This is a genomic window from Labedaea rhizosphaerae, from assembly GCF_004362825.1.
Lineage (GTDB): Bacteria > Actinomycetota > Actinomycetes > Mycobacteriales > Pseudonocardiaceae > Labedaea > Labedaea rhizosphaerae.
The window spans coordinates 171,603-198,097 of sequence record NZ_SNXZ01000005.1 but is presented as its reverse complement, the minus strand read 5'-3'; the positions used below and the strand labels follow the sequence as shown (position 1 = coordinate 198,097).

27 protein-coding genes and 2 pseudogenes are annotated in these 26,495 nt (G+C 69.8%); 18 read left to right on the top strand and 11 right to left on the bottom strand.

The genetic code is table 11. The annotated features are described in order from the left end of the window. Positions 1–762: a sugar isomerase domain-containing protein gene (locus EV186_RS27575; RefSeq protein WP_133852368.1), complete on the bottom strand. Its 762-nt coding sequence runs from the start codon at positions 760–762 to the stop codon at positions 1–3. 12 nt (positions 763–774) lie between these two features. Further along, positions 775–1,863, bottom strand: a complete 1,089-nt coding sequence (locus EV186_RS27570; protein ID WP_133852367.1) for a dihydrodipicolinate synthase family protein — start codon at positions 1,861–1,863, stop codon at positions 775–777. 158 nt (positions 1,864–2,021) lie between these two features. Between EV186_RS27570 and EV186_RS27565 the strand changes: the two genes are divergently transcribed. From EV186_RS27565 to EV186_RS27540, 6 genes are read left to right on the top strand one after another with little or no spacing between them, the layout of a single operon-like run. Then, complete coding sequence (locus EV186_RS27565; RefSeq protein ID WP_133852366.1) at positions 2,022–3,254, top strand: ABC transporter substrate-binding protein; 1,233 nt, start codon at positions 2,022–2,024, stop codon at positions 3,252–3,254. Beyond that, on the top strand, positions 3,251–4,204 hold the full coding sequence (locus EV186_RS27560) for a carbohydrate ABC transporter permease (protein WP_208115818.1): 954 nt from the start codon (positions 3,251–3,253) through the stop codon (positions 4,202–4,204). Before EV186_RS27565 ends, EV186_RS27560 begins: the two co-directional genes overlap by 4 nt. Beyond that, entirely contained in the window at positions 4,197–5,042 is an 846-nt protein-coding gene (locus tag EV186_RS27555) for a carbohydrate ABC transporter permease (RefSeq protein ID WP_133852365.1), read from the top strand. The genes EV186_RS27560 and EV186_RS27555 overlap by 8 nt, the downstream gene beginning before the upstream one ends. Then, positions 5,043–6,068, top strand: a complete 1,026-nt coding sequence (locus EV186_RS27550) for an NAD-dependent epimerase/dehydratase family protein (RefSeq protein WP_133852364.1) — start codon at positions 5,043–5,045, stop codon at positions 6,066–6,068. It begins immediately after the preceding gene. 46 nt (positions 6,069–6,114) lie between these two features. Beyond that, on the top strand, positions 6,115–6,576 hold the full coding sequence (locus tag EV186_RS27545; protein ID WP_133852363.1) for a hypothetical protein: 462 nt from the start codon (positions 6,115–6,117) through the stop codon (positions 6,574–6,576). A gap of 39 nt (positions 6,577–6,615) precedes the next feature. Then, positions 6,616–6,996: a hypothetical protein gene (locus EV186_RS27540; protein WP_133852362.1), complete on the top strand. Its 381-nt coding sequence runs from the start codon at positions 6,616–6,618 to the stop codon at positions 6,994–6,996. Here the strand turns inward: EV186_RS27540 and EV186_RS27535 are convergent. Beyond that, positions 6,968–8,104 (bottom strand): DegT/DnrJ/EryC1/StrS family aminotransferase, encoded by a 1,137-nt coding sequence (locus EV186_RS27535; protein WP_166659363.1) that lies wholly within the window; start codon positions 8,102–8,104, stop codon positions 6,968–6,970. The genes EV186_RS27540 and EV186_RS27535 overlap by 29 nt on opposite strands. Positions 8,105–8,209: 105 nt before the next feature. Then, a complete protein-coding gene (locus tag EV186_RS27530) occupies positions 8,210–9,409 on the bottom strand; it encodes a hypothetical protein (RefSeq protein ID WP_133852360.1) in 1,200 nt (399 codons plus the stop codon). 77 nt (positions 9,410–9,486) lie between these two features. Here EV186_RS27530 and EV186_RS27525 point away from each other — a divergent pair, with 77 nt between their 5' ends. From EV186_RS27525 to EV186_RS27505, 5 genes are all read left to right on the top strand, one after another. Then, a complete protein-coding gene (locus EV186_RS27525) occupies positions 9,487–10,419 on the top strand; it encodes a dihydrodipicolinate synthase family protein (protein ID WP_133852359.1) in 933 nt (310 codons plus the stop codon). Further along, positions 10,416–11,249 (top strand): Gfo/Idh/MocA family oxidoreductase, encoded by an 834-nt coding sequence (locus EV186_RS27520; RefSeq protein WP_133852358.1) that lies wholly within the window; start codon positions 10,416–10,418, stop codon positions 11,247–11,249. The genes EV186_RS27525 and EV186_RS27520 overlap by 4 nt, the downstream gene beginning before the upstream one ends. 90 nt (positions 11,250–11,339) lie before the next feature. Next, positions 11,340–13,427, top strand: a complete 2,088-nt coding sequence (locus EV186_RS27515; protein WP_166659362.1) for a PQQ-binding-like beta-propeller repeat protein — start codon at positions 11,340–11,342, stop codon at positions 13,425–13,427. A gap of 16 nt (positions 13,428–13,443) precedes the next feature. Beyond that, on the top strand, positions 13,444–14,211 hold the full coding sequence (locus tag EV186_RS27510; protein WP_166659361.1) for an amidohydrolase family protein: 768 nt from the start codon (positions 13,444–13,446) through the stop codon (positions 14,209–14,211). Continuing rightward, positions 14,208–14,876, top strand: coding sequence for an amidohydrolase family protein (locus tag EV186_RS27505; protein WP_133852355.1), 669 nt, complete (start codon positions 14,208–14,210; stop codon positions 14,874–14,876). The genes EV186_RS27510 and EV186_RS27505 overlap by 4 nt, the downstream gene beginning before the upstream one ends. On the opposite strand, the gene EV186_RS27500 is transcribed toward EV186_RS27505, so the two are convergent. Then, entirely contained in the window at positions 14,846–15,694 is an 849-nt protein-coding gene (locus tag EV186_RS27500) for a VC0807 family protein (protein ID WP_133852354.1), read from the bottom strand. The two genes, EV186_RS27505 and EV186_RS27500, sit on opposite strands and share 31 nt — an antisense overlap. Before the next feature lie 62 nt (positions 15,695–15,756). Between EV186_RS27500 and EV186_RS27495 the strand changes: the two genes are divergently transcribed. Beyond that, complete coding sequence (locus tag EV186_RS27495; RefSeq protein ID WP_133852353.1) at positions 15,757–16,230, top strand: MarR family winged helix-turn-helix transcriptional regulator; 474 nt, start codon at positions 15,757–15,759, stop codon at positions 16,228–16,230. Between the two features lie 9 nt (positions 16,231–16,239). On the opposite strand, the gene EV186_RS27490 is transcribed toward EV186_RS27495, so the two are convergent. Beyond that, on the bottom strand, positions 16,240–18,195 hold the full coding sequence (locus EV186_RS27490; RefSeq protein WP_243754315.1) for a potassium transporter Kup: 1,956 nt from the start codon (positions 18,193–18,195) through the stop codon (positions 16,240–16,242). Between the two features lie 106 nt (positions 18,196–18,301). Here EV186_RS27490 and EV186_RS27485 point away from each other — a divergent pair, with 106 nt between their 5' ends. The 6 genes and pseudogenes from EV186_RS27485 to EV186_RS27470 all read left to right on the top strand — a co-directional run bounded on the left by EV186_RS27485 (position 18,302) and on the right by EV186_RS27470 (position 21,285). Next, the gene (locus EV186_RS27485) at positions 18,302–18,871 is read left to right on the top strand and encodes a thymidine kinase (RefSeq protein ID WP_133852352.1); all 570 of its coding nucleotides are present in this window, start codon (positions 18,302–18,304) and stop codon (positions 18,869–18,871) included. Positions 18,872–18,944: 73 nt separating this feature from the next. Beyond that, positions 18,945–19,829, top strand: a pseudogene (locus EV186_RS40215) (HD domain-containing phosphohydrolase); the annotation flags it as partial. Next, positions 19,771–20,151: pseudogene (locus EV186_RS40725) on the top strand (HD-GYP domain-containing protein); the annotation flags it as partial. The pseudogenes EV186_RS40215 and EV186_RS40725, both read left to right, overlap by 59 nt. 21 nt (positions 20,152–20,172) lie before the next feature. Beyond that, positions 20,173–20,487 (top strand): response regulator transcription factor, encoded by a 315-nt coding sequence (locus EV186_RS40210; RefSeq protein WP_279538333.1) that lies wholly within the window; start codon positions 20,173–20,175, stop codon positions 20,485–20,487. Between the two features lie 74 nt (positions 20,488–20,561). After that, a complete protein-coding gene (locus EV186_RS27475; RefSeq protein ID WP_133852351.1) occupies positions 20,562–20,927 on the top strand; it encodes a DsrE family protein in 366 nt (121 codons plus the stop codon). Further along, positions 20,899–21,285 (top strand): hypothetical protein, encoded by a 387-nt coding sequence (locus EV186_RS27470; RefSeq protein ID WP_133852350.1) that lies wholly within the window; start codon positions 20,899–20,901, stop codon positions 21,283–21,285. The genes EV186_RS27475 and EV186_RS27470 overlap by 29 nt, the downstream gene beginning before the upstream one ends. A gap of 383 nt (positions 21,286–21,668) precedes the next feature. Here the strand turns inward: EV186_RS27470 and EV186_RS27465 are convergent, their stop codons facing one another. The 5 genes from EV186_RS27465 to EV186_RS27445 all read right to left on the bottom strand — a co-directional run bounded on the left by EV186_RS27465 (position 21,669) and on the right by EV186_RS27445 (position 26,457). Next, positions 21,669–22,790 (bottom strand): HNH endonuclease signature motif containing protein, encoded by a 1,122-nt coding sequence (locus tag EV186_RS27465; RefSeq protein ID WP_166659360.1) that lies wholly within the window; start codon positions 22,788–22,790, stop codon positions 21,669–21,671. A 248-nt stretch (positions 22,791–23,038) separates the two neighbouring features. Next, on the bottom strand, positions 23,039–23,752 hold the full coding sequence (locus EV186_RS27460) for an ABC transporter permease (RefSeq protein WP_133852348.1): 714 nt from the start codon (positions 23,750–23,752) through the stop codon (positions 23,039–23,041). Then, on the bottom strand, positions 23,749–24,660 hold the full coding sequence (locus EV186_RS27455; protein WP_133852347.1) for an ABC transporter ATP-binding protein: 912 nt from the start codon (positions 24,658–24,660) through the stop codon (positions 23,749–23,751). The genes EV186_RS27460 and EV186_RS27455 overlap by 4 nt, the downstream gene beginning before the upstream one ends. Further along, the gene (locus EV186_RS27450) at positions 24,657–25,526 is read right to left on the bottom strand and encodes an ABC transporter permease (protein WP_133852346.1); all 870 of its coding nucleotides are present in this window, start codon (positions 25,524–25,526) and stop codon (positions 24,657–24,659) included. The genes EV186_RS27455 and EV186_RS27450 overlap by 4 nt, the downstream gene beginning before the upstream one ends. Then, a complete protein-coding gene (locus tag EV186_RS27445) occupies positions 25,513–26,457 on the bottom strand; it encodes an ABC transporter ATP-binding protein (RefSeq protein WP_133852345.1) in 945 nt (314 codons plus the stop codon). The genes EV186_RS27450 and EV186_RS27445 overlap by 14 nt, the downstream gene beginning before the upstream one ends. Between the last annotated feature and the right edge of the window lie 38 nt (positions 26,458–26,495).

Here is a 26,495-nt window from a genome sequence, read left to right as displayed (position 1 = left end):
TCACGACTCGATCGGACGCAGCCGGGCGGCCCACGCCCGCTCGGCCTCGGCGTTGGGTTCGTCGGCGCCCGCGGTGTTCATCGACCGGTAGACCGGCACCGGGACACCGCGCTCGGCCAGCACGGACAAGGCGTTCGCCACCAGCAACTGCGCGATGAACACGGCGCTCAACGTCGAGGTGCCGCACGCACGCGTGCCATCCGCCAGCGCCACCACGGCATCGCCCACCGGGGTGAGCGTGTCGACCACGACATCGGCGACGTCGAACAAGACCTGCCCGTCGGCGTCCCGGCGTGGCGCCGCGGCCGCGTGCGCCATCGACCCGATGGCGATCACCGGCACCGACCGGTCCCGCACGAGCCGTGCCATGTCCACCACCGCCGGATTGGTGCCCGAGTTGGACGCGATCACCATGACGTCGCCCGGCCGCACATCGTGCAGGGCCAGGACTTCGGCGGCCACACCGGGTTCCCGCTCGAGCTTCGGGTCGCGGATCGACTCCGGCGACCGCCCGCCCCACATCACGAGGTCCTTGATCGCCAGCAGGTTCGTCGGGATGAACCCGCCCGCCCGCGCTACCAGTTCCAGCGCGACACTGCGGGAGTGCCCGGTGCCGTACGCGTGCAGGATCCCGCCGCCGGCCAGCGCGTCGGCAATCAGTCTTCCGCCGTTCGCCAGGGCGTCGCGCTGGTCCTCGGCGACCCGCTCGAGCTGGTCGAGCGCGGTGCCGGCGAAGGCCGCGGCGTACGTGGTCGGGGGCAAGTCACGTCCTCCTCAGGCGAGCCAGCGGTCGAGGTGCGCGCGGACGAACTCGTCGTCGGCGAGCTGGGGGTGGTCCTCGCGTACCCGGTGTATCTCCGCGAGCTGGCCAGCGGATAACACCTCGGCCGGGTCGAGGCAGCGGGCGCTGGTCAGCAGGCCCTGCTCCAGCAGCACCTGCTTGATCCCGGCGATGCAGCCGCGGAAGGAGTTGCGGGCGTCGAAGATCGCGCTGTTCGCGTCGGTCATCCGCCCGGACAGCGCCAGCAGTTCCGGGTAGAGGGCCAGGTCACCGGCGCGGGCCTGGCGGGCGAGCTCCACCATGCGCACCGCTTCGGTGGCCCACACACCCCACTGGCCGAGAAGGCCGCCGCGGACGTCGATGCGCACCCGGTCCTCGTCGTGGCCGAAGTCGAACGACGTCAACAGGTCCACGACGATGTTGTCGTCGTTCCCGGTGTACAGCGCGAGGTCCTCGGCGCGCCCGGCCTGGTAGACGCCACGCGCCACGTCCAGGGTCTGGTACCGGTCGAACGGCGCGACCTTGATCGCGACCACCTCGGGGATGAGCGCCATCTTGGTCCAGAACTCGGGGGAGAGGTAGCGCCCGCCGACCGACTGCTGCAGGTAGAAGCCCATCACCGGGAGGACTTCGGCGACCGCGCGGGTGCGGTCGAGGATCGCGTCCTCGTCGGCGCCGTCGAGGCCGCCCGGGTTGAGCAGGACTGCGTGGTAGCCCAGTTCGGCGGCGCGTTCGGCCTCGGCGACGGCCTGCGCGGTGGGCCCGCACGCGCCGGCGATCAGCACCGTCGTGTCCCGTGCCCAGTCGGCGACGGTCTCCGCCGCGAGCTCCAGCACCGGGCCGAAGAGGCCCGCCTCGCGGATGGCGAACTCCGTCGAGTGCACGCCGACCGCGAGCCCGCGCGCCCCCGCGTCGAGGTAGTACCTGGTCAGCGCGCGCTGGTGGCGTGGGTCGAACGCGCCCGTACCGTCCAGGGCGAGCGGGTGCGCGGGAATGGCGCAGCCCTGCCGCAGGATTCCCAAGGCGGCGTCGGCACCGTCCGCGGCGGAGCTCACCTCGGCCCCGGCGTCCGTCATGGTCATCCCCGCGGTCCCCTCGTTCAACCCCAATATCGGTCCTGACCGTAACTGTGCGGAAAGAGCGATGTCAACGCGCCGGGCCCGACTACGAACAGTCTTGACGGTGACTGTTGCGCAGATTACGGTCCTGGCTGAAATCCAATGAGTTAGGGGTTGTCGCCATGTCGATGCGTAGGTTCATCGCCCCGCTCGCCGCGTGTCTGCTGGTCAGCGCCCCGATCGCGGCGTGCAGTTCCAGCGACGACGCCGGCGGCGGTGGTGGGTCCATCACGGTGCGCGTGTATCCGCTGAAGTCCGAGGCCGACGACAAGGCGTTCTGGGCGACCCAGGTCGCCGCCTTCGAGAAGGCCAACCCCGGCATCAAGGTCACCGTCGACGTCCAGCCGTGGAAGGACCGCGAGACCATCCTGGTCACGCAGATCACCGGCAACAAGGCCCCCGACGTCGCCTACATGGTGCCCGACGAACTGCGTGCGTTCCAGGCGAAGGGCGCGCTCGAGCCGATCCCGGACTCGGTGCCCAAGGACGGCTACCGCCCGGCCGCGCTGAACGCGACCACAGTGGACTCGAAGGTCTACGGCGCGCCGATCCTGATGAGCGTCATCCCGGGCACCTGCGACAAGAAGGTGCTCACCGCGGCCGGCATCACCACCCCACCGGCCACGTGGGACGACCTGATGGCCATCGCGCCCAAGCTGAAGGAGAAGGGCTTCTACGCCACCCAGCTCGACGCGACGCAGGCCGCGGCGATCAACACGACCTTCTACCCGTGGGTCTGGCAGGCCGGTGGCGACATCTTCGACCAGGGCGGCAACCTCACGGTCAACAGCCCGCAGGCGGTGAAGGCGCTGACCTACTGGACGAACCTGGTGAAGCAGGGCTACGCGCCCAAGGCCGAGGCGACCACCGCCGTGCCGCTGGACCAGTCGGCCATGGCCAAGCGCAAGGTGGCGTGCGAGTTCAACATCGAACCGAACCTGCTGGAGAAGCAGTGGGGTGACGACCGGGTCGTGATCCCGCCGCTGAAGGACACCGTGCAGCGCACCTACGGCACCGTCGGCGCCTACACGATCCTCAAGGGCTCCAAGAACAAGGCCGCGGCCGCCAAGTGGATCTCGTTCGTCACGCAGCCCCAGGTGATGGCCGCGGTCGACAAGTTCGGCGGCTACTTCGCGCCGAAGACCACCGCGAACCTCGGCTACGCGCCGGGCACGCCCGCCGCCGAGACCGAGAAGTACCTCGACATGGGCTACACCGGACCGGCCGTGGCCAAGGGCCGTGAGGTCCAGGCCGTGATCGCCCCCGAGGTCCAGGCCGCGGTGCTCGGTCAGAAGACCCCGGAGCAGGCGTTGCAGGATGCGTCGAAGAACGCGCAGCAGATCCTGTCCAGGTGACCTCCTTGCCGACCCAGGTACACGTGGGACCGCCGCCCACCGAAGAGGAGCCCGCGCCCGCGCCCGCGCGGGCTCCTCGGGGGTGGTGGCAGCAGCACGGCGCGCTCGCCGGCATCGCGTTCGTCCTGCCGATGTTCGCGCTCTTCGTCCTGTTCCGGTTCCTGCCGTTCCTCGGCGGGTTCGGGCTCGCGTTCGCCAACGTGGACCTGGGCGGCGAGATCACCTTCGCCGGCATGGCGAACTTCCAGTACATGATCCACGATCAGCTGTTCTGGAAGGCCCTGACGGTCACGCTGCTCTACAGCGTCATCGTCGTGCCGCTGGTGATCGTCGTGTCGATCGGGCTCGCGTTGCTGGTGCGCCGGGGGACCCGGTCGATGCGGATCTTCCGGTCGGTGTTCTTCCTTCCGGTGATCACGTCGCTCGTGCTCGCCGGCGTGGTGTTCATCTGGATCTTCGGTGACGGGGGGCCGGTGCCCTCGCTGATGTCGGTGTTCGGCCTGGACACCGGGTCCTGGCTGACGAACTCGGCGCTGGCGCTGCCCGCGGTCGCGATCGTCGCGGCCTGGAGCCGGTTCGGCTTCGACATGCTCGTGGTCCTGGCCCGGCTCAACGAGATCCCGCGCGAACTCGAGGAAGCGGCCCTCGTGGACGGTGCGAGCGCGTGGCAGCGGTTCCGCCACCTGACCCTGCCGCAGTTGCGCTCGGTCGTGTTCTTCCTCGCCGTGATCGAGACCATCACGTCGTTCCAGGTGTTCGACGCGATCTACATCATGACCTCCGGCGGACCGGTCAACTCGACCTACACGCTGGGTTTCATGCTCTACGACCAGGCGTTCAAGTTCTTCAACTTCGGCTACAGCTCGGCGGTCTCGATCGTCCTGTTCGTGATCGTGCTGGCGTTCACGCTGATCCAGCGGTTCGCCTTCGGGAGGGACGACAATGGCTAGCGACATCTCGCCGGCTCTGGCCAGGCGCAGTGGTCCGGGGCGGATCCTCATCCCGGTCGTGCTCGCCATCGCGGCGCTGATCACGCTGTTCCCCTTCTACACCATGCTGATCATGTCGTTCAAACCCGTGACGGACCTGTCGTTCCCGAACGCGTTGATCCCGACCGGGCTCACCACTGAGGCCTACCGCACGGTGCTCGGCGGCAACGACATGATCCGCTGGATCACCAACACGCTCATCTACTCGCTGGTGAGCGTGGTGCTGGTGCTGCTGCTCGCCTCGATGGCCGGGTACGCCTTCGCCAAGAAGCGCTTCCCGGGCCGCAACGCCATGTTCTGGTCGTTCCTGGCCATGCTGATGGTGCCCTACCACATCACGCTGATCCCGACGTTCGTCATCCTGTCCCACATGGACGGTGTCAGCACCTACTGGGGTCTCATCGTGCCGACGCTGGCCAACGCGCAGGCCACTTTCCTGATGCGCCAGTTCATCTACGGCATCCCCGACTCCCTCCTGGAAGCGGCCAGGATGGACGGTGCGTCCGACCTCCGGATCTTCTTCCAGTTGATCCTGCCGCTGTGCCGCCCGATCCTCGCCACCCTCGGGTTGTTCGTGTTCCTGTGGCACTGGAACGACTTCCTGTGGCCGCTGGTCATCGGACAGGAGCCGGAGATGCGCACGCTGACCACCGGCATCGCCGGGCTGATGCGCGAGTCGACCCCGCTGAACGTGACCTTGGCCGGGTCGGTGGTGGCGCTGGTGCCGATCTTCCTGGCGTACATCCTGGCCCAGCGGCACTTCACCGAAGGTGTCGCCATGACGGGAGTGAAGGGCTGAATGGACATCCACACCGAGGACGAGCTCGAGCAGCTGCTGGCCACACCGTCACCGGAGCTCGTCGCCGACCTGGCCAAGGGCAGCGGTGATCTCGTCGTGCTCGGCGCGGGCGGCAAGATGGGGCCGACGCTGTGCATGCTGGCCGCCCGTGCGCTGCGTGAGGCGGGGCGTTCGGACCGGTCCGTGATCGCCGTGTCCCGCTGGAGCGACGCGGCCGTGCGGTCGCGTTTGGACGGTGCGGGCGTGCGCACGGTCGCGTTCGACCTGCTGGGCGACGAGCCCTACGACGAGCTGCCGGACGCCTCGGACGTGGTGTTCATGGTGGGCGCGAAGTTCGGCAGCGCGGGCGATCCGGCGCCGGCGTGGCAGACCAACGCCGTGGTCGCCGGCCTGGCCGTGCGGCGCTACCGCAAGGCACGGATCGCGTGCTTCTCCACCGGCAACGTGTACCCGCTCGTGCCGGTGGCTGGTGGCGGCGCGCGGGAGAGCGACCCGGTGGGGCCGGTCGGCGAGTACGCGATGTCCACGCTGGGCCGCGAGCGGGTGATGGCCTACGCGGCCGGGCGTTACGGCACGCCGGTCACGGTGATCCGCCTCAACTACGCCGTCGAGCCGCGCTACGGCGTGCTCGCCGACATCGCGACCGCGGTGCGCGACGGGCGGCCGATCTCGCTGGAGAACGGCCACGTGAACGTGGTCTGGCAGGGCTACGCCAACGAGGTCGCCTTGCGTGCGTTGACCATCGCCTCGCCGGAGGTCACCGTGCTGAACCTGACCGGCCCGGAAACGCTGTCGGTGCGCGAACTCGCCGAGACGGCCGGGGAAGCGCTGGGCGTGGCCCCGGTGTTCACCGGGACGGAGTCCGAAGTGGCCCTGCTCAACGACGCCTCACGCTGCCACGAACTGTTCGGCGCGCCCACCCGGTCGGCCGCGCAGTTGCTCGCGTGGCAGCTCGACTGGATCAAGGCCGGGGGAGTGCTGTGGGACAAGCCGACCAAGTTCCAGGTCCGCGACGGCAAGTTCTAGCGCACGGACTCGCAACAGGTCGCGGTGATGCGGACACAAGCCGTGTGTGATCGCAGATCTGCGGGAGAGCCGGGCCGGTTGGGTGTGGGCGGCCGTGGCCGCGCTCGGCTTCGTCGTGTTGCAGTTGTTCCTGGCGCCGTCGGAGCGGCTGTGGCCGGACTCCGCACGCTACGCCGAAGGCGCCTATCGCGTCCTGGGCAACGATCCGCACGACGCCCACCTGCTGGCGGTGCGGTTGTGGTGCACCGATCAGGTCACGGCAGCGCAGGCGGCCAAGGACGGCTACGCGCAGTGCGTGGCGCAGAACGCCGATCACTTCACGCCGACCGCGCAGGTGCGGTACCAGGCGATCTTCGACAGCCGGCCGGGCTACCCGCCGGCCGTGGCGGCGGTGGCGCCGGTCATCGGGGTGCGCTCCGGGCTGTGGGTCGTCCCGGTGTTCTGTGGGCTGCTGGTGCTGTGCGGGCTCTCCATGGCGTCCGTGGTCGCGGTGCTGCTGTTGTCGTAGCGGCTGGGCCTGCCCAGCGGCGCCGACTCGGCACAGGAGGTGCTCACCGGTCACTTCACCCGGCCCGATGTGCCCGACGTCTGGTCGACCCTGGCCGGCGCGAACGTGCGGTACTGGTCGCACTGGCCACGCCTGGTCTGGTCGAACCCGTTGCTGGTGGCCGGTTTCCTCGCCGGCGGCTGGGCGCTGTGGTGCTGGTTCCGCACCGCCGCGTACGTGGTGCTGGCCGTCGGGTTGGTGGGCGCGATCCTGGCGGCCGCGCACCCGGACGTCAACGCGGGCGATCGGGTCTACGCGTTGCTGTGGCTACCGGTCGTGCTCGGCCTGCCCGTCGCCGTGTGGCGCGCGGCCTCGATGCACCCTGTGGTAGGGGTAGTGAGGGTCGTGCGGGTCAGCCGGCCAGTGCCCGCCCGGCGCTGACGATCGCCTCGCCCACCGCCGCGATCTCCTCGTCGGTGTGATCTTCGTGCAACCAGAACACCATCAGCCGGCTCAGCGCCTCCTCGGCGTTCGGGCACAGGCCCGGCGGGTAGACCCCGCGACCTTCCTGCGCCAGCGTCAGCGGATACCCACTGCCGCCGAAGGCCTGACCGGGCCGCAACGCCGTCAGACACGTGTAGATCGGGTCGCCGATGTAGCCCGGCGAGGTCGGGACGCCTTGCGCGGCAAGGGCTTCGCCCCAGGCGGCGGTCTGCCCGGCCGGAACGAAGAACGGGTAGCACCAGTAGGAGGTGTCGCATTCGGACGGTGCCGTCCACCGGGTGGCGTCGGGCGCCCGGTCCACGGCCGCGTCCAGCACCTCGGCGAGCCGGCGACGCCGGGCGATCACGTCGTCGAGCGTGCCGAGTTGCGGAAGCGCAACGGCCGCAACGAGTTCCGTCGCGCGGTAGTTCAGGCCGAGGCGCGGGTAGCCGCGGGCCCCGGCGCTGACCCGGTCCCAGCCCTTGTCACGGAACAGCCGCATCTCGTCGGCGAGCCGGTCGTCGTCGGTGGTGCAGACGCCGCCTTCGCCCGCGGTCATGTGCTTCGACTGCTGGAGCGAGTAGACGCCGATGCGCCCGTACCGGCCGAGGAACCGCCCGTCGAAGCGGGTGGCGTGCGCCTGGCTGCAGTCCTCGATCAACGCGATGCCGTGGCGGTCGGCGATGTCGCGCAACGCCCGCGCGTCGGCGGCCCCGCCGAACGGGTGCACGGCGATGATCGCCGCGGTCCGGTCGCTCACGCAGGCCTCGACGGCGGCCGGGGACATGCCGAGGTGCTCGTCCACGTCCGCGAACACGGGAACGCAACCCTGGTAGAGGATCGGGAGCACGCTGCCCGCGTCGGTGATCGGCGCGGTGATCACCTCGCGACCGGGCGCCGGGTCGAGCGCGGCGAGCGCGGTGTGGATCGCGGCCGTGCCCGAGGAGACGGTGACCGCGTGCTTGGCGCCGTAGTAGGCGGCGAACTCGGCCTCGAACCGGGTGATGAGCGGGCCGCCGACGCCGAAGAGGGTCCCCGAGCGGATCGCTTCGGTCGCGAGTTTCACGGCCTCATCGGAAAACGGCTGCCGGGGCGAGAGCGGGCCGAGCACCACCGAACCACCTCCAATTACGGTCGGGACCGTAATCGCGCCGAAGGGCCCCTGTCAAGCTCAGAGGTACAGCTCGTAGGTCACCAACGGCCGGCCGCTGCCCTCCAGGCCCTGGCGCCCGGTCGACTGCGCGGCCCCCGCGCGCTCGAGCCGGTTCAGCAGCCGCCGCGCGGTGCGCTGCTGCACGCTCAGCGCGGCCGCGACCGAACGCGTGGTGACGGTCGGCTCGTCCTGCTCGGCCAGCATGTCCCGCAACCGCATCAGGGTCGCGGTCGAGAGCCCGGCCCGCTGGCTGAGCAGCGACAACGACGGGCGCCGCACGGGTTTGGTCGCCGTGCCCGACAACGTCAGGTCGATGTCGTTGCGCATCGACACGACCGCCGCCTGCTTACCCAGCTTGCCGGCCCGGCCCAGCGCCCGCTTGGCCAGCGCCTCGGCCTCCGCCGCCGACCCGCCGACGCCGAAACCGATCCGCACGGTCCCGTGCACGGCGCCGAGCTTCGCCACCAGCGGCAGCTCGGTGAACCCCGAAGTCGCGGCGTCGAGCGGACCGCGCGTGGTGAACAGCACGAACGGCCCGCCGCTGGACGCCACCACCGCGCTGCCCAGTCCGCTGGTCTCCCGGCGCAGGTCCGCTTCCGCGGCCGCGGGCAGGTCGCAGAGCCCGACCACGACCTGCGCGTCGTCCGAGCGCGCCTGGCCGACGGCGGCGAGCAACTGCTGGGTGGCGTAGCGGATCGAGTGGATCGACGGCGCCAGCCGGACGACCGTGATGTCGCCCTCGAGCACGTCGTAGGCCGAGCGCAGGCACGTGATCGCGATGTTGACGCCCTCCGCGGCCCGCTCGCGGTGGAACTCCACGATGTCCGACGCGGTCAGCCCGCGGCGATACGGCAGCACGTGCGCGCCGGAGGTGGCGATGCCCGCCTCGCGCAACGTCTCCTCGACCTGGCCGACGTCGAGGATGTCGATGCTGAACGACGACGGGTCGTGCCCGTCGCGCAGCAACCGGAGCATGGCGTTGAGCAGCGGTGCCCCGGTGTAGGTCACGAAGCTGGCCGGCCGGTCGAGCGCGCCCGCCGCGACCGCGAGCTCGTAGGGCACGATGCCGGTGAACAGGAAGACGTCGATGTCGGCGGGGGAGTCGCGGACCACCTGCGCGGCGTCGGTCTCCGTCTCGTACGGGAGCGGGTGCGTCTTCACGCCGGGCATGGCGTCGGCGACCTCGCGGGTCGCGGCCACGAGGTCCTGTGGCCCCACGACGCCAATGGTGATCATGCGGTTTCTCCAGTTGTTCGGTCAGCGACGGAGGTCACGATTCTACGGTGGACTCTACGATGAGCAGCGTGTCCCGGTTCAGCGACGAGACCCTCGGGTCGGCCCTGCGGCACAAGGTGACCGCGGCGGTGCTGACGCCGTTCGACGCCGACGGCACGCCGAACCCCGAGGCAGTCGGCCCGTATGCGGCGTCCTTGGTACGTGACGGCGTCGGCGCGCTGGCGGTCGGCGCGCACACCGGGCGTGGCGCGTTGCTGACCGACGCGGCCCGCATGGCCGTCGTGCGCTCGGTGCGCGATGCCGTGGACGCGCCGCTCGTGGCGGGGGTCGGCCCGGCGAACACGGAGCGGATGGCCGAGCAGATGGCCGAGAGCGGCGCGGATGCGCTGCTGCTCTACCCGTCCGCGGATCCGGACGTGGTCGGGCTGCACGCCCGCGTGGCCAGGGCCTCGGGGCTGCCGGTGATCGCGTTCGTGCTGTACGAGGCCGCGAGCGGTGCGCAGTACCCGGCCGACCTGACGCGCCGGCTGGTCGCCACCGAGGGTGTGCTCGGCGTCAAGGTCGCCGTCCTGGACGACGCCGTGGCCTGCCAGGACGTGCTCACCACGTGCCGCGCCGAGCGGCCGGAGACCATCCTGTTCACCGGCGAGGACCGCATGTTCGGGCCGTCGCTGCTGTGGGGCGCGGACGCGGCGCTCGTCGGGCTCGCGGCTGCCGTGCCCGGCCCGACCGTGGCGACGCTGGCGGCCTGGATCGAGCACCGCTACGCCGACTTCGTGCGGGCCTCGGCCGTCGTGGACGCGGTGGCCGCGGAGGCTTTCCGGGCGCCGGTCGACCGGTACGTCCAGCGCATGGCCTGGCTCGCCGAGTGGGAGGGCCGGCTGCCCGCGGACCTGTGCCACGACCCGATCGCGGACCCCGCGATGCTGCCCGAAAAGGACGCGTTCCTGACGCGGATCGCCCGGCTCCTGCCCGTCACCGCGGCCCCATGACCAGGGTCGGCCTCCACGACCTCGCGACGTCGCACCCGGGCATCTTCGCGCCGTTGCTGGCCGGGCTGGGCATGCCGGTGACCGCCGTGCACGACCCCGTCGCGGCGCGTGTGGACGGTTTCCTGCGGGCGCACCCGGGGGTCGTGGCGACCGCGAGCCTGGCCGAGCTGGCGGCGGTCACCGACGTGGTCATGCTGCTCGGCCGCGACTGGGACCAGCGGCTCACCCAGGTCGAAGAGCTTGTGGCGCTTGGGGTTCCGGTGTTCGTGGACAAGCCGATGGCGGGCACCGCGGCGGAACTGCGCCGCATCGCGGACCTGGCCGACGCCGGTGCCCGCATCGACGGCGGCTCGGCGTTGCGGGTCGCGCCCGAGGCGGTTGCGGTGCCGCCGTGCGCTCGGCTCGAGGTGACCTGCGACGGCCACCCGCTGTACTACGGCGTGCACGCCGTGGCGCTGGCCACGGCCGTGCTCGGGCCGGGTCTGGTCGCGTCGGCCGGGACGCCAGGGGACACCGCGCACGCGATCCGCGGCGTGATCGAGCATGCCTCCGGCGCGAAAATTTCCGTGTCCGTGACCGAAACCCAGCCCGCCGGTGGCTTCCGGGCGGTCGGCCCGGACGGCGTGATCGAGCCGTCGGCGGACCTGTTCTACGCGGCGCTGCTCGGCGACGCGCTGCCACGCCTGACCTCGGCGGCCCCGGCCCGGCCCGGCCGCTCGCTCGTCGAGTGCGAACTGGCGCTGCTGGCCATGGCGTGGTCGGCGGCGACCGGGGGAGCGCCGGTCCGGCTCGACGACGTGCCGCCGGGTTTTCGGCCCTGGCGGCCTTGACGCGCGCTTCACCGCAGTCCTATGGTTCGACCAATTACGGACGTGACCGTAATTGGTCGAAACCTCGTAGTTGGTCGAGTGGAGCGTCGCATGGGCTGGAGACTCGGACGTCGGTTGATCATCGGGCTGGTGGCCGCGGCGGCCGCCCTGGCCACGACCTCGATTCCGGCGGGCGCCGCCGGAACAACGGCAGCGGCCCCGCAGTGGTGGAACCGCGGCACCATCCCGCTGTACTCGACCACCGCGGCCGGTGGCGAGACCGCACGGATGCCCGACGGCTCCGTGCGCACCTACCTGGCGGTGAGCGGCAAACCGGCCTACTTGGCTGAGGTCGACACGTTCTCGGGACACGTGCTGCGGCAGATCCCGTTGTACGTACCGAATCCCGCCTCGACCGAGGTCCCGGCGGACACCGGCGCGCAGGGCGCGTGGGGTGTCTCGGTCGACAAGTTCGGCACCGTGTTCGTCAGCTCCTACGGCTTCGGGCACGTGTACCGGTTGCCGTGGCAAGGCAAGCTCGAAGACCTCGGCCGGCCCGACGCGCGGACCAGCTTCACGTGGGAAGGCGACACGGACAACGCAGGCAACTTCTACTTCGGCACCAGCGAGTACTTCGGCCAGGCGCCGCTGCCCGGCGGCAAGCTCTTCTCGTGGAACCCGGTCACCCGCAAGTACCGCGACTACGGCGACTGGGGCGCGAAGTACGGCTACGTGCGGTCGGTCGAGTACGCCCGCGGCAAGCTCTACGTCGGCCTCGGCCAGACCGCGGGCCTGTGGCAGGTCGACCCGATCACCGGTGCGCGCAAGGAGATCCCGCTTCCCGCCGGGATGCCGATCGACAAGTACGGCTACCAGATGGAAGACGAGGGCGGCTACCTCTACGTGTTGTTCGCCGGCGGCACGACCGGCAACGACAGCTGGGTGCTCGACCTCGCCACCCAGAAGTGGGTGCGCCACATCCCCGGCTACGGCGGCCAGACGATCTCCTCGGCCGACCAGTTCAAGCGGGTCTACCTCGTCGACTCGGGCGAGCTGAAGCAGTACGACCCGAAGCACGGCACGATGACCGGCACCGGGTTCATGGGCGGCGCCGAGCAGGCGGACAAGGGCGGTCTCGGCGCGGGCAAGGGCGTCGGCCGGTTCGTCGACCCGCGCACCGGGCACGAGAACATCGTCGGTGCCACCTCCGGCGGCGAGCTCTGGCGCTACGACACCGTCACCAAGCAGGGGACGTTCGCGCACCTGGATGAGCTGGTCGGTACTCCGACCGCACCGCGTTCGCTGGGCAGGGGCCCGGACGGCCGGATCTACGCGGGCGGCTACTTCCAAGGCGGGCTCGCCATCTACGACCCCGCGACGACACAGTGGACGAGCTATCCGTTCCACCACCAGATCGAGGGCATGGTCGCGCACAACGGCAAGATGTACTTCGGCGTCTACCCCAACGCGCAGATCTGGGAGTTCGACCCGGCTCAGCCCTTCGGCGACAACAACCCCAAGGAGTTGTTCGAACTCAAGTCCTACGGCCAGGAGCGGCCGTGGACGCTGATCGACGCCGGGCCGTACCTGGCGATCGGCACGACGCCCAAGAACAGCCAGCTCAACGGCGCGGTCACGCTGCTGGACACGGCGACCGGCGAGCACCGGACGTGGAACTCCGGGCTGGTCGACGGTGCGAACCAGATCGCGTCGCTGGCCTACCGCGACGGCACCCTCTACGGCGGCTCGCTGGGCTGCTGCAACTTCGACGCCTCGAAGTACCCGGGCCAGGTGTTCGCCATGGACGCCGCGACCGGCGCGATCAAGTGGCGGTCCACGCCGCTGCCCGGCGAGCAGGGCGTCGGTGGTCTGACGTTCGACGGACAGGGCCGTCTGTTCGGGATGACGTACGGCACGGTGTTCGAAATGGATCCCACGAACGGCGCGTTGCTCCGCTCGGTCAAGGAGTTCGACTACAACTGGTCGGTGGTGGCGAGCTTCCAGCCCCGGGCGGTGAACATGGAGTTCGACCCGGGCGACGGCTACATCTACGCCAGCAACGGCAACACCCGCAAGATCGACCCCGGCACGCTGGTCGACCAAGGCCCGAACTACAAGGCCGGGTTCGCCGCCGTGTCGCCGGGCGCGAGCAAGTTCTACGTGCAGAACGGGGTGCTGCTCGAGGTGAAGTGGTACTAGTCCCAGAATGGGTTCCGTGATCGACGCACACGGGCACCTCGGCGGCGGTTTGCTCCCCTGGCGTTCGGCCGACCTGGCCGACGACCTGGTGGCAACCGCCGCCGAGCTGGGCATCGAGCGGACCCTGGTGTCCACTTTGGGCACCACGAGCCTGCTGGAACACCCCGGCCCGGACGAGCTGCGGGCCGCCAACGCCATCACGGCGGCCGCGGTCGAGCGGTATCCCGAGGCCCTGGCCGGGTTGGTCTACCTCTCGCCCGAGCACCCGCGGGCCTCGCTCGACGAGCTGGCCCGGCACGTGGTGGACGGGCCGTTCGTCGGCGCGAAGCTGTGGATCGCCGTGCGCGCGGGGGACCGTCGGATGGACGTGCTCGCCGAGCGGCTGGAGGAACTGGATGTTCCGTTGCTGCAGCACGCTTGGTACAAGGTCGTCGACCGCATGCCCGACGAGTCGACGCCCGCCGACGTCACCGAGCTGGCGCGCAGGCACCCCGGCCTGACCATCCAGATGGCGCACCTGGGCGGGGCGGGCCGGCGTGGCGTGGCGGACATCGCGCCGTACCCGAACATCGTGGTGGACACCAGCGGCGGCGACCCCGTGCTCGGCGAGGTCACGCACGCGGTTGCCACGCTGGGCGCCGAGCGGGTGGTGTTCGGCTCGGACGTGCCGATCCGCGATCCGGCCACCGCCTTGGCCAAAGTGCTCGGTGCGGAACTCACCGACGAGCAACGCGCCCTTGTGCTGCAGGGGAATGCGTTGCGGATGTACCGTCGGCTGTCGTGATCGACGTCAGCTGCTTCGTAGGCCCGGGTCCATTGACCTCGGTGTCCACACCGGACTCGTTGGAGGCGCTGCTGCGGGCCGAAGGTGTGGTGCGAGCGGCGGTGTCCCCGATGCCGGCACTGTTCGGTGGTCCAGAGTTTCCTTTGCCCAGCAGCGACTTCTTCACCCCGGTGCCCATTGTGGAGCCGGGTGCGGAGTTCTCGGCCGACGGTCCGGCGGTGCGGGTCCGCACGGCGCGTGGTGCCGAGGCGGTGAAACGCGCCTGTGGGGCGGCCGGCCTGGTGTTCATCCTGCAGCTGCGGGTGGCCGACCCGCGCAACGTCCCGGCCGAACTCGGCCTTGCCGACGTGACCTTGCCCGACGCGCTGGCCTTGGCCCGCGCGGAGCCGGGGGTGCCGATGATCGTGGCCGGTGCCCGCGTACCGGAGCTCGACGCGATCCTCGCCGCCGCGCCGTCCTCCGTGTTCGCCGAACTGTCTCTGGCCGAGCAGCCGGACGTCGTGCGCCGCGCGGTGCGAACCCATGGGGCGCACCGGTTGCTGATGGGCACGCACGCGCCGTTCCTCACCCCGGCCGCGGCCCGGATGAAACTGGCCGCGGCGCGGTTGAGCCCCGCCGAGCACGCGGCCGTGAGCTACCGCAACGCCGAGGCTTTGGGCTTCTGAGCGCATTCCGCGTCGAGTATGCGCTGAGCGCGGGGCACGGCCAGCCCGCGCCCGGCGGCGAACCAGACGACGAGCAGGACGATCAGCGGCATCTGCGACGTGAGCGACGACTCCACCACGGCATCCGCGGGCCGGCTGTAGATGATCACGATGCGCAGCACCGCGTCCACGAGGAACACCAGGCCGAGCCCCGCGGTCATCAACCGGTACAGCAGCCGGAACTGCGGTGAGCGGTCCCAGCACCGGTCGAACGCCTCGGCGCGTTCCGGATCGCCATGTGCGGCAACGGGTTTCAGCGTGGTGCGCATGAACGGCTGCTCGGTCCACGTGGTCGCCAGCACGATGACGCCCCCGATCGCCAGGTAGATCGACATGCGGGCGAGCACGAACCGCGCGTCGCCGCTGATCGACGTCAGCACGATGCCGGCGACCACCTCGGCCAGCACGACGAACGCGAACGTGTCCAGCTTGCGTTTTCCCTTGCGCAGCAGGTCACCCACAACGATGCCGCCGGAGAGGACCGCGCCGACGACCATGCTGAGCCGGACGTCGACGCCCGCCGCGTAGCCGCCGAGCATGCCCGCCATGGGCACGACGGCGACGACGAGCGCGAGCCGCCAGCGGAACCCGGGGGAGTGGACGGGGCCGCCGATCGCCTTGGCCGCCAGCAGCATGCCGCCGATGGAGAGCAGCAGTGGCGTCGGCAGGTGGGTCGGCGCGAGCGCGACCAGCACCACGGTCGGCAACAGCAGGTCGACCGCCAGGTTGGCGATCATCAGCAGCAGTTGGGCCGCCTTGCGCACAACGATCACACCCATTTCTCTGCACAGCGCATTCTTACGCCTACTAAGATGATGCAACAGTAAGGTAAGCTGTGGCCATGACGCAACCCGAGCCGATCGACCCCGCGGCCGCGGTGGGCCTGGGCCGCGAGTTCGCGACGGCCCTCGTCGTGTTCCACGAGGCGGTGGGCCGGTTGCTGGGCCTGAGCGCGGTCGAGCGCAAGTGCATCGATCTGCTGAAGCAGCTGGGCCCGGTGACCGCGGGGGCGATCGGCGAGCGCACCGGCCTGACCACGGGCGCGGTCACCCGCCTCATCGACCGCCTCGGCAAGGCGGGCTACGTCGAGCGCGTGCCCGACCCCGACGACCGCCGCAAGGTCGTCGTGCGGCTGCTGCCCAACGAACGCATGGACGCGCTGATGGCGTCAGCCTTCATCCCGTTCGGCGAGGACCTCGCCAAAGTGATGGCCAACTACACCGAGGCCGAGACCCGGGTGATCCTCGACTGGGTCCACCGCACGACCGAGGTCCTGGTGGCCAACACCCGCCGCATCGAGCACCAGCAGCATTGACTCGCCGGCTCACACGTCGATGTGGGAGCCCATGATGACCGTCTGGCTGCGGGGCAGGCTGAAGTACTCGGCCGCGTCGGCGGTGATGTAGGAGGTGGCGATGAAGAGGCGTTTGCGCCACCCGGCCATCGAGGGCTGGTCGCCGCGGCGCAGTTCGATCTTCGACAGGAAGTACGACGCCTCGGCCAGGTCGAGCTTGCCCTCGGTGTCCGACGCGTTCAGGCCGGCGAGCGCGTCCGGCACGTTCGGCGTCTCCATGTAGCCGAACTTCGCGGTCACGTGCGTGATCCCGTCGTGGGCGTAACCGAGGTCGTCGATGGTGGTGCGGTCGGCGTCGGCGACCCTCGGCACCGGCTCGGTCTCCAACGAGACGATCAGCAGGTGCTGGTGGCGGACGTGGTTGTGCTCGGCGTTCGCGCGCAGGGCCAGCGGCGTGGTCACCTTGCCGCGGTTGAGGAACACGGCCGTCCCGGGCACGGTCTGGATGTCCTCGGAGTCGTGCAGTTCCCGCACGAACTCCCGCAGCGCGCCCTCTTCCTGCTCGCGCTTGGCCGTGACGATCTCGCGCCCGCGCTGCCACGTCGTCATCACCGTGAACATGGTCAGGCCGATCAGCAGCGGCAGCCACGCGCCGTGCGCCAGCTTGGTCAGGTTCGCGGAGACGAACAGCAGGTCCACGGCGAGCAACAGCCCGCCACCCACGACGAGGATCCAGCGTGGCGTGCCCCACTTCACCCGCGCCACGTAGAAGAACAGCAGCGTGGTCATGGTGATGGTGCCCGTCGCGGCCATGCCGTACGCCGCGGCGAGCGCGGCCGAGGTCCGGAACGCGAAGACCAGCGTCAGCACCGTCGCCAGCAGCAGCCAGTTCACGAACGGCACGTAGATCTGCCCGATCTGCGACTCCGACGTGTGCGCGATCCGCAGCCGGGGCAGGTAGCCCAGCTGCGCGGCCTGCGAGGTCACCGAGTACGCGCCGGTGATGACCGCCTGCGAGGCGATCACGGTGGCCGCGGTGGCCACCAGCACCAACGGCAGCCGCGCCCAGCTCGGAGCCAGCAGGAAGAACGGGCTGTCGGCGTTCTTCGGGTTGGCGATGATCAGCGCGGCCTGGCCGAAGTAGTTCAGCATGCACGCGGGCAGCACGACGAACAGCCACGCGCGCACGATCGACGGACGGCCGAAGTGGCCCATGTCGGCGTAGAGCGCCTCGGCGCCGGTCACCGCGAGGACGATCGCGGCGAGCGCGAAGAACCCGATGCCGAAGTGACCGGCCACGAAGGACACCGCGTACGTGGGCGAGAGCGCCGCGAGGATGCCGGGGTGGCGCACGATGCCGCCGATCCCGCACACCGCGAGGGTGGCGAACCACACCACCATGATCGGCCCGAACACCCGGCCGACCGCGCCGCTTCCCTTGCGTTGCAAGAGGAACAGCACCACGATGATCACCACCGTGATCGGCACGACCAACGTGGCCATCGAGGGCTGGACCACCTCGATGCCCTCGACGGCGGACAGCACCGAGATCGCCGGGGTGATCATGCTGTCGCCGAAGAACAGCGACGCGCCGAAGATGCCCAGGCCCGCGAGGATCAGCGCGCCGCGCCGGCCTCGGTTGCCGCCCAGCCGGCGCAGCAAGGTGATCAGCGCCATGATGCCGCCCTCGCCGTCGTTGTCGGCGCGCGTGGCGAGCAACACGTAGCTCACCGTGACGATGATCATCACGGACCAGAAGATCAGCGAGACGACGCCGAACACGTTGTCCGTGCTGACCGGGACCGGGTGCGGGTCGTCAGGACTGAACACGGTCTGCAGCGTGTAGATCGGGCTCGTGCCGATGTCGCCGAACACCACACCGAGGGCGGCGATGACCATGGCAAGGCGCACGACGTCGTGGGCCTTGCGGTTGCCTTCCTTCGGATTCATGTCCGTGGTGGTGGTCACCGCGGGCTCGTCAGCCACGAGTCCTCCTCACCGGTCGGCGCGTTCGGCAGGACCCTACCGGCGCCCCGGTGGCGGTGGCGGGACGCCCACGGGCCGGTGTGGCCAGGCGCTACTGTGTGTCGCCGTGGCGAAGCTGTACTTCCGGTACGGGGCGATGAACTCCGGCAAGTCGACGGCGTTGATCCAGGTGGCGCACAACTACGAGGAGCGCGGGCAGCGCGTGCTCGTGGTGAAGCCCGCGATCGACACCAAGAGCCCCGCGGTGCTGTCGCGGATCAGCGTGGCGCGCGAGGTGGACCTGGTGGTCGAGCCGGACACCGTCCTGCGCGACGCCGTGCTCGGCGCGGGCGCCCCCGACTGCATCCTGGTCGACGAGGCCCAGTTCCTCACCGGCACCCAGGTCGAAGATCTGTTCCGGCTGGCGGTCCTCGACGGCATCCCCGTGATCGCCTACGGCCTGCGCAGCGACTTCCGCACCCGGGGTTTCCCCGGCAGCCTGCGGTTGATGGAACTCGCGCACTCCATCGAGGAGCTCAAGACCATCTGCCGCTGCGGCCGCAAGGCGACGCTGAACGCCCGCACGGTCAACGGTGAGTTCACGCAGGCGGGCAGCCAGGTCGCCATCGACGGCGAGGTCGGCTACGAGTCCATGTGCGGCACTTGTTACCTGCAGAAGGTCGGCACCCTCGGCTAGCGCGCGTTTGCATGGGGTCGACAAGAGACGCAAGACCCTGCTCACCGGCCGTCCTGGCTGGCAGCCTGAGCCGATGGACCAGCGCGCACCCCGTCGCGCCGAGGTGCTCGCCGCGCTGTCGCTCGCGATCGACCTCGGGCTCGGGCAGCCGATGGAGCACATGCTGCGCTCCGGCATCATCGCGGCGCGGCTGGCCGAGCGGCTCGGTCTGGACGAGCAGCAGCGCGGCACGGTCTTCTACGCCAACCTCGTCGCCTGGATCGGCTGCCACGCCGACTCCCACGAGCTGGCCCGCTGGTTCGGCGACGACATCGCATTCCGGGCGGACACCTACGAGGTGGACTGGCGTGGTCTGCCGTTCCTGCGGATGCTCGCCAGCCACGTCGGCCAGGGCCGCGGGCCGGTGGACCGGGGCAGGGCGGCGGCCGCGTTCTTCGTCAACGCCCGCGGACGGCTGGCCGAGCTGATCCACTCCCACTGCACGTCGGCGGCCTGCCTGTCTGACCGGCTCGGGCTGGGGGAGCCGGTGCGCGCCGCGCTGGTCGCCGCCTTCGAGCGCTGGGACGGCAGTGGGCTGCCCGCCGGGCTGCACGGCGAACAGATCCCGATCGAGATGCGCGTGGTGCACCTGGCCGAAGTCGCCGAGGTGCACTGGCGCCACGGTGGGGTCGAGGCGGCGATGGCCATGGCCAAGGAACGCAGTGCGACCCAGTTCGATCCGCAGGTGGTCGCCGCGTTCTCGGGCACGCTCGTCGACTTCGAAGACGACGTGTGGACCACGGCGTTGCGGCAGGCCCCGGACAACGACCAGGTGCTCGGCGAGGACGAACTGGACGAGCTGCTGGCCGCGATCGGCGATTTCGTCGACCTCAAGTGCCCCTTCACCATCGGCCATTCCCGTGGTGTCGCCGCCCTCGCGGCCGCCGCCGCGCACGGCCGCGGACTGTCCGATTCGGACGTGCGCCTGGTCCGGCGGGCGGCACTCGTGCACGACCTCGGCCGGATGGGTGTGCCCAACACGTTGTGGGAGAAGCCGGGCCCGCTCGGCCGCCGAGTGGGAGCGGGTGCGGCTGCACCCGTACCTGACCGGGCGGATCCTGCGCCGGGTGCCAGGGCTCGGCCAGGTGGCCGCGATCGCGGCGGCGCACCACGAGCGGTTGGACGGTTCGGGCTACCCGCTCGGCGCCGCGGGTGCGTCGCTGGAACCGCTGGCCCGCCTGCTGGCCGCCGCGGACACGTACCACGCGCTGGGGGAAGACCGTCCGCACCGACCCGCCTATGACGCTGCCCGGGCGGCGGAGGTGGTGCGATCCCAGGCCCGCGACGCGGTGCTCGACGCCGAGGCCGTGGAGGCCGTGTTGCGCGCCGCCGGGCACCAGGTCCGCCGCCGCGCGCCGTATCCCGCCGGGTTGACCGCGCGGGAGGTCGAGGTGCTGCGGTTGGTCGCCGGTGGCCGGGCGAACCGGGAGATCGCACGGTTGCTGTCGATCAGCGAGAAGACCGTGCGCAACCACGTGGAGCACATCTACACCAAGGCCGGGGTGACCAACCGGACCGGCGCCGGCCTCTTCGCCTTGTCGAACGGCCTGACCGGGGCGTTCCCGCCGGAAAGATGAGGCAGGCGCCCCATGCTTCGGTGGTGGTCGTTGCCTGACGCTGTCCGGGTACCCGAACGCGGACAGGAGTTGGCATGCGGACCCGTGCAGCGATCAGCCTCACCACCGGTCTCGAGGACCCGGAGAAGGTCACGGTGGCCTTCCTCGTCGCGGTGGGCGCCGCGGAAGACCAGCGCCCGACGATGATGTTCCTGACCAAGGAAGCGGTCCGGTTGGCCCTGGACGGTTTCGCCCAGGCGACGGCATGCGAGGGCTGCCCGCCGCTGGCCGACCTGGTGAAGCGGTACGAGGCCGCGGGTGGCAGGTACCTGGTGTGCCCCATCTGCTTCAACGCACGGCACCTGTCGGCGGAGAACGTGGTGGCCAACGCGTCGCTGGGCGGGACCGTGCCACTGTGGGAATGGATCGGTGATGAGCCAGTTACTACGTTCAGCTACTGAGGGCGAGCTGTTCGCCCGAGCGTTGGCAGCGCAGGACTCCGCGGCGCTGCAAGCCACCTTGGCCCCGTCGATCGACTTCGCTGCGCTCACCCCCGGCCGCCACTGGACCGGAACCTCGCCGACGGAGGTCGACGAGATCATCCTCGGCCGGTGGTTCGGCCCCGGACGGCGGATCGTGTCGCTCTGCTCGGTGAGTTCCGATGCGGTAGCCGACTGCCGCCGGGTGGGGTACCGGTTGCTGGTGCAGCGCGACGGCTTGGACCATCTTGTTGAACAGCAAGCGTTTTACACGACTCGGGGCGGGGTGATCGACTGGCTTCGGGTGCTGTGTTCCGGCTATCGACCTGTGGGTTCCTAGCGGCCTGGTGGCCTTCGACCTCGGGCTCGAGTTGTCCAGCCTCAAGTGCGCGCCTCCAGCAATTGCTTGGCAACCCTGACCCTGCGCGGCCGCGCGGGGACAGCAGTGGAGCGTGCGGTCAGCATCGGGGCGCGCAGCCGAGCGCGGGGCCGGCAGCCGATAGCAGCAACCGGTAACCGGTGGTGGCCCTGTGGGGTGGGTTCGGTTTGACACGGGGACCCCCACGGCGGCCAGCAAGCGCGAAACAAGGGGCAGGCGGTGCTGCCCTTGCTTGCCGGACAGCGTATGGCCGCCGTGCCCCGTGTAAAACCGAACCCAGCACGCCACGTTTGCTTGGTCTCGCTGGTGGCAGCCTCGGGCAGCGTCCAGCCGCCGCCCGAGGGTCAAGCGGCGGTTTGTGCCCAGGGTGGTTTGGTGAAGACGGGCTGGCCGTTATCCATGTGGACTTGCCACCCGGCATGGTGGATCAGGCGATGGTGGAACTGGCACACCAACACCATGTTGTCCAGTCTCGTAGGACCGCCGTCAGCCCAATGTTGTACGTGATGAGCCTGACATTGGTTCGGTGTTCGCTCACACCCGGGGACGGCGCATCCCTTGTCTCTGATGGCCAGGGCTCTACGCAATCGTTTGTCGGCTAGGCGTTTGGATTCGCCGATGTCGATCGGCTGCGAGTTCGTGCCGAGCACGACCGGGATGATTTCGGCGTCGCAAGCAAAGCGGCGGGCCTGCTCCGGAGTCATCCACCGGGCGTCGTCGAGGGTGGCCTTGCCGATCGCGGTCTGCAAGGTCTCCAGGGAGACCGTGACCGCGATGTGCGGGCGTTCGCCACCCTCCATCGGGGCCTGACCGGAGTCGGCGGCGAAGCGGATCACCTCGGCCAACGCATCACCCTGACGCTCGACCAGCGTGCGGTCATCACCGGGCTGCGGCGCAGTCAACGACGACAGCAGAGGCCGCAGAACCGCAGCCGTCTCCGCGCCCAACGTGAACCGGCCCTCCAGCGAGCCGTCCTCACACTCCTGCAAGTCCAGGATGTTCTGGGCTTCGACCACGGTGGGGTCGGCAGGTTTGGCGCCATCCGGGTCGAGGGCGTCGACCATGCGCTTGCCCAGGCGGGCGAGCTGAGCGGGGTTGAACTCCCGCGCCAACTCGGCCAGATCCGCCTCGACCTGGTCGGCGTGCTCGGCGGGCACCGCGGCGACCGTCTTCGCGATCCGGGTGACGTGCTCAGTAGCGATCGCGCCCTCAGCCATCACCGCACGGGCGACAGGAAGCTGCGCCGGGATCACCTGACCCGTGATCCCCACCTTCGGGCACAGCAGCGAAACCTGGGTCTCCAACTGCTTGGCTTCGCGTCGAGTCGCCCGCAGCGCGTCCATCAGAAACTGCCACAAATGCAGATACCCGGACTCACGCCAGTCCACTACGGAAATGGCATCCAGGATCGCCAAGTCAAGCCGCCGCCGTTCGGCGACAAGCGACTGAAGCTCCCCCAGATCCATAACCCAATCATACCACAACATGCGACCAAATGGCGCAACGAAAAAGCCCAACAACGCCACCGCAGCCCGGCAACGCAAACCCACGAAAGAGCGAACACCACACCGCCCCCTCAACCTCGTCCGGGCGCCCTTTAACACGAGGAGGCCAGGGTCAAGGGTCGGCGAAGCCGATCGCGAAGCGACGCCGCAGGCGCCCTTGACGCTGGAATCCTCGTGTTAAACACTCAAGCCCGAGGTTGAGAACCCGATTACGAAGCCTCCCCAGTCAAAGCAAAAGAACCAAGCCGCCGAGTAGCCCCCACAACCCCCACCACAACAAACACGGCAGACACAATCAAAGCAGTAGCCACAGACACAGAAGCGCTGAGCAAAGGAGTACCCCCAATACCATCAGCAATAGCCGTGGCATGCTGACGAACACTGAACACCCGCGCCCCGGCAACAAACCCAACCAGCAGATTCTCCCACAACATGATGTAAACGAGCCCCACAGCAACAGGCCGCTTGGTCAACAACGACAAAGCCAAGAACAACGAACAATAAGCAAGGCTGGCAAAGGTAGCCCCCACCACCATCCCGACAGCCAGCGCCCCAGACCCGGCGATCAACGCCGCAAGAGCCAACGGCACCGCGGTAGCCGCAGAGGTGACCGCCCAGGCGACGGCCAGCTTCGAGAGGATGATCTCTCGACGGGGCAACGGTTTGGTCAGCAGATGCGTGATGGTCCCGTCGTCGATCTCCAGCCCGAGCACGCTGCTGGCCACGACCAACGCCGTCAACGGCAGGATGACGCTGAGCCCGAGGTTCCCGAGCACGGGCGGACCCCACTCGTCGTCCGAGGCTCCGGACGTGACGCCGATGACCGTCATGCCGATCAGCAAGAGGGGCATGGGGAGCAGGAGCAGCACCCGCCGGCGCCCGAGCAGGGCCCGCGCGGTCAGCCGCATGATTGTCGGGTTCATGTCGCCACCAAGTAGGAGAAGACCATCTCGAGGGATTCGTCGGACGGCAGGACGGACGTCAGCCGGATGTCCTGTTCGCGCGCCAGTTTCGCCAGGGCTCGGGTGAACGTGCCGTAGTCGCTGGCCTGGACCTGCACGGCGTCGCGTTCGAGGCTCACCCCCGACACCGACGGCTGTCCGATGAGGACGGTCGCCAGCAGCCGGTCGTTCGAGGACGTGATGCTGAACTGGTGTGGCCGGGTGGTCATGAGGCGCCGGATGTGGCGGTAGTCGCCGGACGCGGCGAGGCGGCCGGCCACGATCACCTGCACGGTCCCGGACAGCTGCTCGACCTCTTCGAGGATGTGCGAGCTGAACAGGATCGTCCGGCCCTCGTCGGCCATCTTGTGGAGCAGCTGCATCAAGTGCATGCGTTGCCGAGGGTCCATCCCGTTGAACGGCTCGTCGAGCAGCAGCACGGTCGGGTCGTGCACGAGGGCGGCGGCCACGCGGGTGCGCTGGCGCATCCCCTTGGAGTACGTGGAGATGCGCCGGTCCTGCGCGTCGTGCAACTCCACGATCGCGAGCGCGCGACGGGCGGCCTCTTCCGGATTGGGCAGCTTGTGCAGCTTGGCGCTGGCCAGCACGAACTCCCACGCGGTCAGGAAGCCCGGCACGCTCTCCCGCTCGGTGACCAGCCCCAGGTCCCGGTACATCTCAGGGTTGCGCCACGCGGGCTTGCCGTCGATCGTGACCGTGCCCTGCGACGGCGCGAGCAACCCGGCCATGAGGTGCAGCACGGTGGTCTTCCCGGCGCCGTTCGGGCCGAGCAGACCCGTCACGCCGGGGCTGATGGTCAGGGTGACGTCGTTGACCGCCACCACGTTGCCGTACCAGCGGGACACGGCGGTCAGTTCCACGGTGCTCACGACTTCACCTTCCGGTAGCGCCACAGTGCGCAAGCGGTGCCGGCCACGATCAGCACGACGGTCAAAAGCCCGTACACCGCGCCGAACCCGCCGACGTTCACCAGTCTGAGGTCCACGCCGAACAGCCACTGGTCCACGCCCGCGAGCAGCCGGGACGGGTCGATGAGACCGGCGAGGTGGCCGGCGGCGCTGTCGTAGCTGAACGCCTCCAGCGCGGCGGACACCGGCGCGGTCAGCAGGAACACCGCGATGATGATCCCGGACGCGAACACCCGCCGGCCCGACAGCGACGCCAGGGGCAGGGCGATCGCGGCGAGCAGGGCCGCGTGGACGACGGCGGCGAGCAGGCCGACGCAGAGACCACCCAACTCGTCGAAGACGCCGGCGATGCCGTCGTCGGTGCTGAACGCCATGCCGGCGAACATGATGAGCATCGGCACGGCGAATAGCACGAACGTCGCTGTCGCGAGAGCCGCCAGCTTCGCCAGGGCGTAGTCCGAGCGGCGGATCGGCCGGGACAGGTAGAGCTGCAACAGGTTGGTGCGCAGGTCCACCGACACCAGTTCCGGCGCGACGATCGCGACGAAAACCGTGGCCGCGTAAGTGAACGTGGACGCGATGCCCGCGTAGTCCAGCACCGGTTCGGGCAGCTGGGTGTTGATCACCACGAGGATCAGCGAGGCGATGCTGGCCATGCCGAGCAGGCCGATGGGCAGCACCTTGGCCCACGCGCTGCGGCCGAGCCCGAAGCTCGACCGGACACTGTGGACGTACAGCGACCGGGCCGCGTACCCCCGGCCCAGGCGTGGCCCCTCGTAACGCTGGTAGCCGATGTCGTGGATGACACCGGTTCTAGGCTGTGGCATTGACGACACGGGTTTCCTCCTCTGTCCTCGGCAGGTCGCGGAAGAGGTCGGCCACCTGGTGGCGCTGGCGCTCGACGCGGTGCAGCGCCAGGTCGAGATCGGCGACGGTGTCGCGGATCGTGTCGTAGACGGCGTCGCTGTCCGCCTGGACCAGCAGGGCGCGATCCTCGTGGCGGCGCACGTCCAGCCCGGTGGCGGTGAGCGCGGCGGCGAGCTTGTTGACGTCCTCGTCCACCTCGACGACGACCAGGTCCCGGACCTGGGTCATCGAGTCCAAAGTGGCCGATCGGAGCAGCCGGCCGGCGTCGATCGCGACGAGCGAGGTGCAGATCCGCTCGATCTCGCCGAGCAGGTGCGAGCAGACGACCACGGAGATGCCGAACTCCGTGCCGATGCGGTGCACGAGGTCGAGCATCGCGCGCCGCCCGGCCGGGTCGAGGCCGTTGGTCGGCTCGTCGAGCAGCAGCAACTCCGGGTCGTGCACGAGCGCCTGTGCGAGCTTGACGCGCTGCTTCATGCCGGTGGAGTAGCCGCCGATGCGCCGGTAGCGCTCCTCGTAGAGGCCGACGTGGCGCAGGGTCTCGGAGGCTCGATCGCGAGCCATGGCGGCGGGCAGCCCGCTGATGCGGGCCATGTGGGTGACGAACTCCGCGGCGATCATGTCGGGTGGCAGGCAGTCGTGCTCGGGCATGTAGCCGACGCGCGCCCGCACCTTCTCGGCGTCGCGCACCGGGTCCAGGTCCAGGACGCGGATGCTGCCGCCGGTGGGTTCGAGCAGGCCGAGCGCGAGCTTGATGAGCGTGCTCTTGCCCGCGCCGTTGACCCCGACCAGTCCGACCACCCCGGGTTCGATCGTCACGGTGAGGTCCGCGAGGGCGGTCACCGCGTTGTCGTAGCGCTTCTGCAGCGCTCGGGTCTCGATGAGTGGCACGCGCCGACGGTATTGGCCGGCGGTGTTCCAGGGCATCG